We start from the raw sequence: 12,525 nt of genomic DNA, 5'->3' as shown, positions 1-12,525 counted from the left end.
CGGGACAGTAATGCCAGTAAAGAAGTGGAAACCAGAAGGGACTGAGCCGAACGGCGTCAGACCGTCATGATCTCGGCTTCTTTCGTCGTGACGAGCTTGTCGATTTCGGCGACGAACTTGTCCGTCAGCTTCTGGACGTCGTCACCCGCGCGGCGCTCGTCGTCTTCGGAAATTTCCTTGTCCTTGACGAGCTTCTTCAGTTGCTCGTTGGCGTCACGGCGCAGATTGCGCACGGCCACCTTGGCGGTTTCCGCTTCGCTGCGCACGACCTTGGTCAGTTCGCGGCGGCGCTCTTCGGTCAGCGCAGGCATCGGCACGCGGATCACGTCGCCGTGAGTGGCCGGGTTCAGACCCAGGTCCGACTCGCGGATCGCCTTTTCGACGACCTGGACCATCTTCTTTTCCCACGGCTGCACGCCAATCGTACGCGCGTCGATCAGCGTGAGGTTCGCAACCTGCGAAATCGGCACCGGCGAGCCATAGTAGTCGCACTGGATATGATCGAGCAGGCCCGTGTGCGCACGGCCCGTGCGGATCTTCGACAGGTCGTTCTTGAACGCGTCGATCGAGCGCTGCATCTTCTGCTCCGCGCCCTTCCTGATATCAGCCACAGACATTTTTAAACCTCCGAACCTTCAAAACGGTGCGAGCCGCCCGGCACGCGCGATGCGGCGGCCCGGGCTCGCGTCAAAGCCCACGTAACGTAAAACGAAGTTTACACGTGGACGAGGGTGCCCTCGTCCTCACCTTGTACGATGCGCTTGAGCGCACCCGGCTTGACGATCGAAAACACGCGGATCGGCAGCTTCTGGTCGCGGCACAGCGCGAATGCCGTCGCGTCCATCACCTGCAGATTGCGGCCGATCGCTTCGTCGAAGCTGATCGTGGTGTAACGGGTCGCGCTCGGATCCTTCTTCGGATCGGCCGAATAGACACCGTCCACCTTGGTGGCCTTCAGCACCACTTCCGCGCCGATTTCCGAGCCGCGCAGCGCGGCCGCCGTGTCGGTCGTGAAGAACGGGTTGCCGGTGCCGGCCGCGAAGATCACGACCCTGCCTTCCTCGAGCTGGCGGATCGCGCGGGGCCGGATGTACGGCTCGACGACCTGATCCATGCGCAACGCCGACTGCACGCGCGCCTCGATACCGGCGTGGCGCATCGCGTCCTGCAGCGCCAGCGCGTTCATCATCGTGGCCAGCATGCCCATGTAGTCGGCCGTCGCGCGGTCCATGCCCGCCGCGCCGCCGGCGACGCCACGGAAAATATTGCCGCCGCCGATCACCACGGCCAGCTGCGTTCCGAGACGAACCACTTCGGCCACGTCCGCCACCATTCGTTCGATGGTCGCGCGATTGATGCCGAAGGCATCGTCGCCCATCAGAGCTTCACCGGAGAGTTTGAGCAGGACGCGTTTATAGGCAGTGGGCATAGAGGTATCCAGATCGCGCAGAACAGGGCAACAACAAGGGACTAATGTAGGGGTGAAACGCTGATTCGGGCAAGCGCCGCCAAATTGACGAACCCTGGGGTTCGCCGGCGGCGGCCGCGCGGCGGGGGTCAACCCGTGCACGGCCTTGCGGCGCCGCCGAGCGCGGCGAAGTCCTGCTTCGCCGCGGGTCCAACGGTACGGCTATGAAGCTTAGGTAAGGCTTATTGTTGCTTTGCAGCAGCGACCTGGGCGGCCACTTCCGCGGCGAAGTCGTCCTGCTTTTTCTCGATGCCTTCGCCGACCACGAACAGCGCGAACTTCTGCACGCTCGAATTCGCCGCCTTCAGCATCTGTTCGATCGTCTGCTTGTCGTTCTTCACGAACGTCTGATTCAGCAGCGACACTTCCTTCAGGTACTTCTGCACGCTACCGTCGACCATCTTCGCGACGATTTCAGCCGGCTTGCCCGATTCGGCGGCCTTCTGCTCAGCGATGCTGCGTTCCTTGGCGATCAGGTCCGCCGGCACGTCGTTCGACGACAGCGAAACCGGCTTCATGGCGGCGATGTGCATAGCGACATCCTTGCCGACCTGCTCGTCCGCGCCGGTGTACTCGACCAGCACGCCGATGCGCGTGCCGTGCAGATACGCGGCCAGCTTGTTGGCGGTATCGAAGCGCTCGAAGCGGCGGATCGACAGGTTTTCGCCGATCTTGCCGACCAGCGCGAGGCGCACCGCGTCGACGGTCGAGCCGTCGAGCGGCAGTGCCGACAGCGCGGCGACGTCAGCCGGGTTCTGCGTTGCGACCAGTTCCGCAACCTTCTTCGAGAAAGCGAGGAAGTCGTCGTTCTTCGAAACGAAGTCGGTTTCGCAGTTCAGTTCGACGAGCGAACCAGCGTTGCCGTTGATGAACGAGGCGACGACGCCTTCAGCCGTCACGCGCGATGCCGCCTTGCTCGCCTTGTTGCCGAGCTTCACGCGCAGCAGTTCTTCAGCGCGCGCCAGATCGCCGTCGGCTTCCGTCAGTGCCTTCTTGCATTCCATCATCGGCGCGTCGGTCTTTGCGCGCAGTTCTGCAACCATGCTTGCGGTAATTGCCGCCATCATTTGCTCCTTGGGTTCTGTCTGTCACACGCCGCCCGCATTTCGATGCCGGCGGCAGGAATTCGTTTCAGCGTTTTCGCGAATTTTTGCGAGCGACGCGCGAGGCGCCGCCTGAAGCACTCTGCCAGATGCCTGTTACAACGCTTGTTACAGGCGTCGCGGCTTAAAAAAAGGGGGCCTGTAAGAAGCCCCCTTTTTTGCCGGACACGGGGCAGCTTTACGCTTCTCCGTTGACCTCGACGAACTCGTCGCCGTCACCGCCGCGGGCAGCCTGGACCACTTCGTTGACCGCGTTCGCACGGCCTTCGAGGATCGCGTCGGCCACGCCAGCCGCGTACAGTGCGACGGCCTTGCTGGCGTCGTCGTTACCCGGGATCACGTAGTCCACGCCTTCCGGCGAGTGGTTCGTATCGACCACGGCGATAACCGGAATGCCGAGCTTGTTCGCTTCGGTCACGGCAATCTTGTGGTAGCCGACGTCGACGACGAAGATCGCGTCCGGAATGCCGCCCATGTCCTTCACGCCGCCGATCGACTTTTGCAGCTTGGCCATTTCGCGTTCGAATAGCAGCGCTTCCTTCTTGCTCATGCGCTCGGTTTCACCGGCTTCCAGCGCCGCTTCCATGTCCTTCAGGCGCTTGATCGAAACCTTCAGCGTCTTGAAGTTGGTCAGCATGCCGCCGAGCCAGCGCGCGTTGACGAACGGCATACCGGCGCGCTGCGCTTCCTGGGCGATCGTGTCGCGCGATTGACGCTTCGTGCCGACGAACAGGATCGTGCCGCGGTTCGATGCCAGCTGACGCGCGTACTTCAGCGCGTCGTTGTACATCGGCAGCGTCTTTTCGAGGTTGATGATGTGAATCTTGTTGCGATGACCGAAAATGAAAGGGGCCATCTTCGGGTTCCAGAAGCGCGTTTGGTGGCCGAAATGGACACCGGCTTCCAGCATTTGACGCATCGTAACTGCCATGAAATTCTCCACGAGGGTTGGGTCTTAAGCCGGCTGCCGCATCGGCCGCGCCCGCCTTCTTCCGGCTGGAACGCGGCGACACCCTGGATGCGCCGGCTTGCGAATGAGTTGCCTGCACTGCTTTTGCACTAACTACTTTCTCACCCGCGGCACAAGCAACCAGCGCCGCGAGAAGCCTTTCCCGCCCCACCCTTATTTGCATCATTCACATGACTCGCGTCAATGCAATAAAAACTGGGCGTGGATCGACTTAGCCGAAGATTATAGCACGCGACTATCGACCGACTCAACCCGCGCCGATGGCCGCCGCCGGCCTCGCCGCCCATCGGCGGAAGATCGCACGGGGCGCCCGCAAAACGCCCCGCCCGCTTGCAAAAGCCTGCGGCAGCCGGAATATGGTGCGATAATCCCGCAATAAATCGCATTTCAGGCCCGACTCATGGCTATTACCCTCAAAAACGACCACGATATCGCACAGATGCGCGTCGCTTGCCGGCTCGCCAGCGAAGTGCTCGACTACATCACGCCGTTCGTCAAGGCCGGCGTCACGACGGGCGAACTCGACCGCCTCTGTCACGAATACATGCTGAAGGAACAGGGCACCGTTCCCGCGCCGCTCAATTACCAGCCGCCCGGCTACCCGCCCTATCCGAAAGCCACCTGCATTTCCGTCAACGACGTGATCTGCCACGGCATTCCGGGCGACAAGGCGCTCAAGAACGGCGACGCGCTCAACATCGACATCACCGTCATCAAGGAAGGCTATTTCGGCGACACGAGCCGCATGTTCATCGTCGGCGAAGGCTCGATCATGGCGAAGCGCCTCGTGCAGGCCACCTTCGAATGCATGTGGCTCGGCATCGACCAGGTGCGCCCCGGCGCGCATCTCGGCGACATCGGCTATGCGATCCAGAAGCACGCCGAAGGCCTCGGCTACAGCGTGGTGCGCGAATATTGCGGCCACGGCATCGGCACCGTGTTCCACGAAGACCCGCAGATCCTGCACTACGGCCGCCCCGGCACCGGCATCGAACTGCAGGCCGGCATGATCTTCACGATCGAGCCGATGATCAACGCGGGCCGCCGCGACATCCGCACGATGCCGGATCATTGGACCGTCAAGACTCGCGACCGCAGCCTGTCGGCGCAGTGGGAACACACGGTGCTCGTCACGGAAACCGGCTACGACGTGCTGACCGTGTCGGCCGGCACGCCCGCGCGGCCGCCCGTCGTCGCCGCGACCGCCTGAGCGGGCCCGCCCTCACCGCCGCCCGCCAATGAGCAGCGTTCCAGCCGTCACCCCATCCCATGCCACGTCGCTCAAGGCGGACTACAAAGTGGCCAAAGCCCAGTTGCTGGAGCGCTTCCGGACGGCCACCAACGTCGACGCGCTGATGGCCGCCCTCGCGCGCGCCACCGACGGCTCGCTGCGCGCCGCCTGGGAGACCTGCGAGCTGCCCGGCGAGTTCGCGCTCGTCGCGGTCGGCGGCTATGGACGCGGCGAGCTGGCGCCGCATTCCGACATCGACATTCTGGTCTTGCTGCCCGACGCGCCGCTCGAGCATGCCGAAGCACGCATCGAGCGCTTCATCAGCCTCGCGTGGGATCTCGGGCTCGAACTCGGCAGCAGCGTGCGCAGCGTGTCGCAATGCCTCGAGGAAGCGGCCAACGACGTCACCGTGCGCACCTCGCTGCTCGAAGCGCGGCGCATCACCGGCAGCGCCGCGCTGTTCGACGACTTCGCGGCGCGCTACCGCGAGGCGCTCGACCCGAAGGCGTTCTTCACGGCGAAGGTGCTCGAAATGCGCCAGCGCCACGCGAAATTTCAGGACACGCCCTACGCGCTCGAACCGAACATCAAGGAGAGCCCGGGCGGGCTGCGCGACCTGCAGCTGATCCTGTGGATCACGCGGGCGGCCGGCTTCGGCAGCAGCTGGCGCGAACTCGAAGCGCGCGGGCTTATCACCGAGCGCGAGGCGCGCGAGCTGCGCCGCAACGAGGGCTTCCTGAAGGCGCTGCGCGCCCGGCTGCACGTGACCGCCGGGCGCCGCCAGGACATTCTCGTGTTCGACCTGCAGACGCCCGTCGCCGAAAGCTTCGGCTACAAGCCGACCGCGACCAAGCGCGCGAGCGAACAGCTGATGCGCCGCTACTACTGGGCCGCGAAGGCCGTCACGCAACTCGCAACGATCCTGATCCAGAACGTCGAGGCGCAGTTGTTCCCGAGCACGAGCGGCATCACGCGCGTGCTGTCGGCGCGCTTCGTCGAAAAACAGGGCATGCTCGAAATCGCCGCCGACGACGTGTTCCAGCGCGAGCCGAACTCGATCCTCGAAGCGTTCCTGCTGTACGAGCAGACGCCCGGCGTGAAGGGCCTGTCGGCGCGCACGCTGCGCGCGATCTACAACGCGCGCGACGTGATGGACCAGCACTGGCGGCGCGATCCGGAGAACCGCCGGCTCTTCATGGCTATCCTCAAACAGCCGGCCGGCATCACGCACGCGCTGCGGCTCATGAACCAGACCAGCGTGCTCGGGCGCTATCTGCTGAATTTCCGCCGCATCGTCGGGCAGATGCAGCATGACCTCTATCACGTCTACACGGTCGATCAGCACATCCTGATGGTGCTGCGCAATCTGCGCCGCTTCGCGGTCGCCGAGCACGTGCACGAATATCCGTTCTGCAGCCAGTTGATCGCGAACTTCGACCGGCCGTGGGTGCTGTACGTGGCGGCGCTGTTTCACGACATCGCCAAGGGCCGCGGCGGCGATCACTCGACGCTCGGCATGGTCGACGCGCGGCGCTTCTGCCGTCAGCACGAGATCGACGGCGAGGACGAGAACCTGGTCGTCTGGCTCGTGCAGCAGCATCTGACGATGAGCCAGGTCGCGCAAAAGCAGGACACGAGCGACCCCGAAGTGATCAAGCGCTTTGCCGAACTGGTCGGCACCGAGCGGCGCCTCACCGCGCTCTATCTGCTGACCGTGGCCGATATCCGCGGCACCAGCCCGAAGGTCTGGAATACGTGGAAAGGCAAGCTGCTCGAAGACCTCTACCGCGCCACACTCGCCGTGCTCGGCGGCGCGCGGCCCGATGCGCATTCGGAACTGAAGTCGCGGCAGGAAGAAGCGCTTGCGCTGCTGCGTCTCGAAACCGTGCCGGAAGGCGCGCAACGCGCGCTGTGGGACAAGCTCGACGTCGGCTACTTCCTGCGCCACGACGCGGCCGATATCGCATGGCAGACGCGCGTGCTGTACCGTCACGTCGAAACGCCGACGCCGCTCGTGCGCGCGCGGCCGTCGCCGATCGGCGAGGCTTTGCAGGTGCTCGTCTACGTGAAGGACCAGCCCGATCTGTTCGCGGGCATCTGCGCGTATTTCGACCGCAACGGCCTGTCGGTGCTCGATGCGCGCGTGAGCACGACGCGTCACGGCTATGCGCTCGACAACTTCCTCGTCGCGCACACCGAAGAGGACGTGCACTACCGCGACATCGCCAATCTGGTCGAGCAGGAACTGACCGCGCGGCTCGCGGGCCACGGCACGCTGCTGCCGGGGCCGTCGAAAGGCCGGCTCTCGCGCCTGTCGCGCACCTTCCCGATCACGCCGCGCGTCGACCTGCGGGCCGACGAGCGCGGCCAATACTACATCCTGTCCGTGTCGGCGAACGACCGGCCGGGCCTTCTTTATTCGATCGCGCGCGTGCTGGCCGAGCACCGGGTCGGCGTCGCCTCGGCGCGGATCAATACGCTCGGCGAACGCGTCGAGGACGTGTTTCTGCTCGAAGGGCACGGCCTGTCGGACAACCGCCTGCAAATTCAGGTCGAAACCGAGTTGCTGCGCGCGATCGCAGTGTGAGATTTCATGCGAACCAAGTTAACAGCCAAGCATCCGCGGCCGGCTTCGTCCGAACGCGCCCCTGTGCGTTCCGGCAGCCCGTCGGCCCGCAAACCGACGCGCCCGGCGGGACCAAAACCCGCAGCGGCCGGTTTCGGCGCGGCGCGCGAAGGCGCCGCGGCGACGGGCGGCAAGCGGCCGGTTGGCGGCAAGCCCGCAGCGGGCGGCGCGCGTGCGCCGCGGGCCGAAGGATCTTTTGCGCGCGAGCGCAATGCGGGAGGGGCCGGTGGGCCGCGTCGTAGCGAGGGTGAACGGGCGCCGCGCCGGTTTGAGGGTGCGGGCGAGCGTGCTGAACGCGCACCGCGTCGATTTGAAGGCAGTGGCGAACGCACTGAACGGGCTCCGCGCCGATTCGAAGGCGCGAGCGATCGTGGCGAGCGTGGTCCCCGCCGCGACGCCGGCGATCGTGCCGAACGTGCACCGCGTCGCTTCGAAGGCAGCGGTGAGCGCACCGAACGGGCTCCACGCCGATTCGAAGGCGCGAGCGATCGCGGTGAGCGTGGTCCCCGCCGCGACGTCGGCGATCGTGCTGAACGTGCACCACGTCGATTTGAAGGCAGTGGTGAACGCACTGAACGGGCTCCGCGCCGATTCGAAGGCGCGAGCGATCGCGGTGAGCGTGGTCCCCGCCGCGACGCCGGCGATCGTGCCGAACGTGCACCACGTCGATTTGAAGGCAGTGGTGAACGCACTGAACGGGCTCCGCGCCGATTCGAAGGCGCGAGCGATCGTGGCGAGCGTGGTCCCCGCCGCGACGCCGGCGATCGTGCCGAACGTGCACCGCGTCGCTTCGAAGGCAGCGGTGAGCGCACCGAACGGGCTCCACGCCGATTCGACGGTGCGAGCGATCGCGGTGAGCGTGGCCCCCGCCGCGACGCCAGCGATCGTGCCGAACGTGCGCCGCGTCGATTTGAAAGCAGCGGTGAGCGCTCCGAACGGGCTCCTCGCCGCTTCGAAGGTGCGAGCGATCGTAGCGAGCGCGGTCCCCGCCGCGACGCCGGTGATCGTGCCGAACGCGCACCGCGTCGGTTCGAAGGCAGCACGGGTCGCGCCCCGCGCAGTTTCGGCGACCGCCCGCCGCGCCGCGATGACGGCGAACGCCGCCCATTCGGCGGTTCACGCGCGGACAACGCCGGCCGCGCGCCGGAAGGCAGAGCCCGCGACGATCGTCCGATGCGACGCGAACGCGATGCGTCCGACCGCCCCCGTTTCGGCAGCGACCGTGCCGGTTCGCCGGCCCGCCGCGACGGCGAAGGCCCGCGCCGCTTCGAAGGCGAGCGCGGCACGTTCGAGCGCGGCGAGCGCCGCTTCGCCAAGCCCGTAAAAGAAGGCTATGCCGAACGTCCGGCGCGCACGCCGCGCGATGAGCGCGATGAGCGGGCACCGACGAAGCGCGAGTATGGCGAACGCCCTGCCCGCAACGCCGAGCGCGGTTTCGACAAAGCCGTGCCGTCGGCGACACGCCGCTTCAGCGACGCCCGCCCCGCACGCGCCGCCAGGCCCGAAAAAGCCGCGCGAGCCTCGGCCACGCGCAGCGAACATCACGACCACGACCTCGACACGACCGCCGAGGGCGACGCCCCGCGCCGCCCGCGTCGCGACCAGGAAGACGCGCCGGGCATGCTGCGCCTGTCGAAGCTGATGTCCAAGCTCGGCCTGTGTTCGCGCCGCGAAGCCGACGAATGGATCGAGAAAGGCTGGGTCATGGTCGACGGCGAGCGCGTCGATACGCTCGGCACCAAGGTGTTCCCGGATCAGCGCATCGACATCGATCCGGCTGCCGAAGCCGCGCAATCGAGCCAGGTGACGGTGCTGATCCACAAGCCGGTCGGTCTCGTGTCGGGTCAGGCCGAAGACGGTTATCAGCCGGCCATCACGCTCGTCACGCCCGAGAACCGTTGGGAAGGCGACCGCTCGGACATCCGCTTCGCGGTTTCGCATCTGCGCCAGCTCGCGCCGGCCGGACGGCTCGACATCGACTCGACAGGCCTGCTCGTGCTGACACAGGACGGCCGCATCGCGAAACAGCTGATCGGCGGCCATTCGGATGTCGACAAGGAGTACCTCGTGCGCGTCGCCTATGGCGAGCACACGGTCGACGTGGAGAGCCATTTCCCGGCGGACAAGCTTGCGCTGCTATGCCACGGCCTGTCGCTCGACGACGTGCAGCTGAAGCCCGCGCAGGTGAACTGGCAGAACGGCGAGCAGTTGCGTTTCGTGCTGCGCGAAGGCCGCAAGCGCCAGATTCGCCGCATGTGCGAGCTGGTCGGCCTCGAAGTGATCGGCCTCAAGCGTGTGCGCATGGGCCGCGTGGTGCTCGGCGCGCTGCCGCCGGGCCAATGGCGCTATCTGTCGGAAGACGAGTCGTTCTGACGCCGCGGGTGCCCGCGCAAACGAAAACCCCACGCCTTTCGCGTGGGGTTTTTCGTTTCCGGCGACGCTTTATTCGCAATCCGCAACCGCCGCCCGCGCCGCGCTATACAGCCTCAATCGTCGCTATTCGGATCGAGGTCCGGGAACAGGATCTCGGTAAAACCGAACTTCGAGAAATCGGTGATCCGCATCGGATACAGCTTGCCGATCAGGTGATCGCATTCGTGCTGCACGACGCGCGCGTGAAAACCCTCGGCGACGCGCTCGATCAGATTGCCGAACTGATCGAAGCCGTGATAGCGGATCATCGTCAAACGGCTCACCGCGCCGCGCAGCCCCGGCACCGACAGGCAGCCTTCCCAGCCCTCCTCCATGTCGAGCGAAACCGGCGTGATGGTCGGGTTGATCAGCACCGTCTCCGGCACCGGCGACGCGTCCGGATAGCGTTCGTTCTTGCCGAAGCCGAAAATCACGACCTGCAGGTTGACGCCGATCTGCGGCGCGGCAAGCCCCGCGCCATTGGCATCGTGCATGGTCTCAAACATGTCCTTCACGAGCTCATGCAACTCGGGCGTGTCGAAATGATCGACCGGCTCGGCGATCTGCAACAGACGCGGATCGCCCATCTTGAGAATTTCGCGAATCATCAGTGCCCCTCCAGGAGCTTGCGCATACCATCTTCGTCGAGTACGGGGATGCCGAGTTCCTCGGCCTTCGCAAGTTTGCTGCCCGCGTCGGCGCCCGCCACCACGTAACTGGTTTTCTTCGATACCGACCCCGCTACTTTGGCGCCGGCCGCTTCGAGCATGTCCTTCGCATTCTCGCGCGACAGATTCGGCAGCGTGCCCGTCAGCACCACGGTCTGCCCGGCCAGCACGCCCTGCGGCGCCTTCGGCGCGGGCGGCCCCTCGGGCCACGTGACCTTGCCCGGCGCGCGCAACTGCTCGATCACCGTGCGGTTGTGCTCCTCGGCGAAGAACTGGCGCAGCGATTCCGCGACCACCGGCCCGACGTCGTTGACTTCGAGCAGTTCTTCGAGCGGTGCGTCCATGATCGGGGTCAGCGAGCCGAAATGCTTCGCGAGATCCTTCGCGGTCGATTCGCCGACGTGCCGGATGCCGAGCGCGTAAATGAAACGCGCGAGCGTCGTGTGCTTGGCTTTTTCGAGCGAGTCGAGCAGATTCTGCGCCGATTTGTCGGCGAAGCGGTCGAGTTCCGCGAGTGTCGCGAAACCGAGATTGAACAGGTCGGCCGGCGTGCGCACGAGATTCTGCTCGACCAGCTGATCGATGATCTTCTCGCCTAGGCCGTCGATATCGAGCGCGCGCCGCTGCGCAAAGTGCCAGAGCGCCTGCTTGCGCTGCGCCGGACAGAAAAGCCCGCCCGTGCAGCGCGCAATCGCCTCGTCGGGCAGCCGCTCGATGGCGGAGCCGCACACCGGGCACTGCGTCGGCATCACGAACTCGCTCGCATCGGCCGGGCGCCGGTCGAGCAGCGCGCTGACCACTTCGGGAATCACGTCGCCGGCACGCCGCACGATCACCGTATCGCCGATGCGGATGTCCTTGCGGCGCACTTCGTCTTCGTTGTGCAGCGTAGCGTTCGTAACTGTCGCGCCGCCGACGAACACCGGTTCGAGCCGCGCGACCGGCGTGATCGCGCCGGTGCGGCCCACCTGCACGTCGATCGCGACGAGCTTCGTCAGCGCTTCCTGAGCCGGAAATTTGTGCGCAAGCGCGAAACGCGGCGCGCGCGACACGAAGCCGAGCGCGTCCTGTTCGTCGCGCCGGTTGACCTTGTAGACCACGCCGTCGATGTCGTACGGCAGCGTGTCGCGCTTCTCGCCGACCGCGTGGAAAAAGCCGAGCAGTCCTTCGGCGCCCTGCACGACCGCGCGCTCGCTATTGACCGGCAGGCCCATCTCCTTGTACCAGTCGAGCAGTTCGCTATGCGTGGCCGGCATCTCGATGCCGTCGAGCACGCCGATGCCATAGGCGAAAAACGACAGCGGCCGCTGCGCGGTGATCTTCGAATCGAGCTGGCGCAAGCTGCCCGCCGCCGCATTGCGCGGGTTCGCGAATTCGCGCTGTTCGGCCGCGCGCTGCCGTTCGTTCAGGCGCTCGAAATCGCGCTTGAACATCAGCACCTCGCCGCGCACGTCGAGCACGCGCGGCACGCGATTGCCCTTGAGCTTCAGCGGAATCGCGCGGATCGTGCGGACGTTGCCGGTGACGTTCTCGCCGGTCGTGCCGTCGCCGCGTGTCGAGGCCTGCACGAACACGCCGTCGACATAGCGCAGCGAGATCGCGAGACCGTCGAACTTCAGTTCGGCCGCGTATTCGACGGGTACATGCGCCGCCGGCACCGGCGGCTCGCTCGCGTTCTTGCCGAGCGCGTCGCTGACGCGCTTGTCGAACGCGACGATGTCTTCATCGGTGAAACCGTTGTTCAGCGACAGCATCGGCTGATCGTGCACGACCTGCTCGAAGCCGCTCGCCGCTTCGCCGCCGACGCGCTGCGTCGGCGAATCCGGCACGATCAGCTCCGGATGTTCGGCCTCGATGCCCTCCAGTTCCTTGAACAGCTTGTCGTACTCGGCATCGGGCAGGTCCGGCTGATCGAGCACGTAGTACGCGTAATTCGCGCGTTCGAGTTCCGCGCGCAGCCACGCGGCCCGCTCCGCCGGAGCGCTGGTTGCAGAAGGGGGGACGGGAGTTCGGGCCATGCTGTCGGACGCTTCTCAACGTGAAATTC

General features: G+C 65.7%; 9 protein-coding genes. 3 read left to right on the top strand and 6 right to left on the bottom strand.

Annotation, left to right across the window (positions count from 1 at the left end; genetic code table 11):
* Window positions 1–56 precede the first annotated feature (56 nt).
* The 4 genes from frr to rpsB form a co-directional block, all read right to left on the bottom strand.
* Window positions 57–617: a ribosome recycling factor gene (frr, locus tag F3J19_RS20715; RefSeq protein WP_013089702.1), complete on the bottom strand. Its 561-nt coding sequence runs from the start codon at window positions 615–617 to the stop codon at window positions 57–59.
* 98 nt (window positions 618–715) lie between these two features.
* Window positions 716–1,429, bottom strand: a complete 714-nt coding sequence (gene pyrH / locus F3J19_RS20710; RefSeq protein ID WP_074764243.1) for a UMP kinase — start codon at window positions 1,427–1,429, stop codon at window positions 716–718.
* A gap of 221 nt (window positions 1,430–1,650) precedes the next feature.
* On the bottom strand, window positions 1,651–2,532 hold the full coding sequence (tsf, locus tag F3J19_RS20705) for a translation elongation factor Ts (RefSeq protein WP_167045388.1): 882 nt from the start codon (window positions 2,530–2,532) through the stop codon (window positions 1,651–1,653).
* Between the two features lie 217 nt (window positions 2,533–2,749).
* Complete coding sequence (gene rpsB / locus F3J19_RS20700; RefSeq protein WP_167045255.1) at window positions 2,750–3,502, bottom strand: 30S ribosomal protein S2; 753 nt, start codon at window positions 3,500–3,502, stop codon at window positions 2,750–2,752.
* A 439-nt stretch (window positions 3,503–3,941) separates the two neighbouring features.
* Between rpsB and map the strand changes: the two genes are divergently transcribed.
* From map to F3J19_RS33105, 3 genes are all read left to right on the top strand, one after another.
* Window positions 3,942–4,751, top strand: a complete 810-nt coding sequence (gene map / locus F3J19_RS20695; RefSeq protein WP_167045252.1) for a type I methionyl aminopeptidase — start codon at window positions 3,942–3,944, stop codon at window positions 4,749–4,751.
* 28 nt (window positions 4,752–4,779) lie between these two features.
* Complete coding sequence (locus F3J19_RS20690) at window positions 4,780–7,359, top strand: [protein-PII] uridylyltransferase (RefSeq protein ID WP_167045249.1); 2,580 nt, start codon at window positions 4,780–4,782, stop codon at window positions 7,357–7,359.
* A gap of 1,212 nt (window positions 7,360–8,571) precedes the next feature.
* Window positions 8,572–9,771: a pseudouridine synthase gene (locus F3J19_RS33105; protein ID WP_167045246.1), complete on the top strand. Its 1,200-nt coding sequence runs from the start codon at window positions 8,572–8,574 to the stop codon at window positions 9,769–9,771.
* 113 nt (window positions 9,772–9,884) lie between these two features.
* Here F3J19_RS33105 and def read toward each other — a convergent pair whose 3' ends face one another.
* Together def and ligA are read right to left on the bottom strand one after the other, a co-directional pair.
* Window positions 9,885–10,418 (bottom strand): peptide deformylase, encoded by a 534-nt coding sequence (gene def, locus F3J19_RS20680; protein ID WP_167045243.1) that lies wholly within the window; start codon window positions 10,416–10,418, stop codon window positions 9,885–9,887.
* The gene (ligA, locus tag F3J19_RS20675) at window positions 10,418–12,496 is read right to left on the bottom strand and encodes an NAD-dependent DNA ligase LigA (RefSeq protein ID WP_167045240.1); all 2,079 of its coding nucleotides are present in this window, start codon (window positions 12,494–12,496) and stop codon (window positions 10,418–10,420) included. The genes def and ligA overlap by 1 nt, the downstream gene beginning before the upstream one ends.
* Window positions 12,497–12,525 lie beyond the last annotated feature (29 nt).

Origin of the sequence: Burkholderia sp. Ax-1724, assembly GCF_011752995.1 — a bacterium.
In the GTDB taxonomy this organism is placed as follows: domain Bacteria; phylum Pseudomonadota; class Gammaproteobacteria; order Burkholderiales; family Burkholderiaceae; genus Paraburkholderia.
This window is presented reverse-complemented; position numbering and strand designations above follow the sequence as displayed.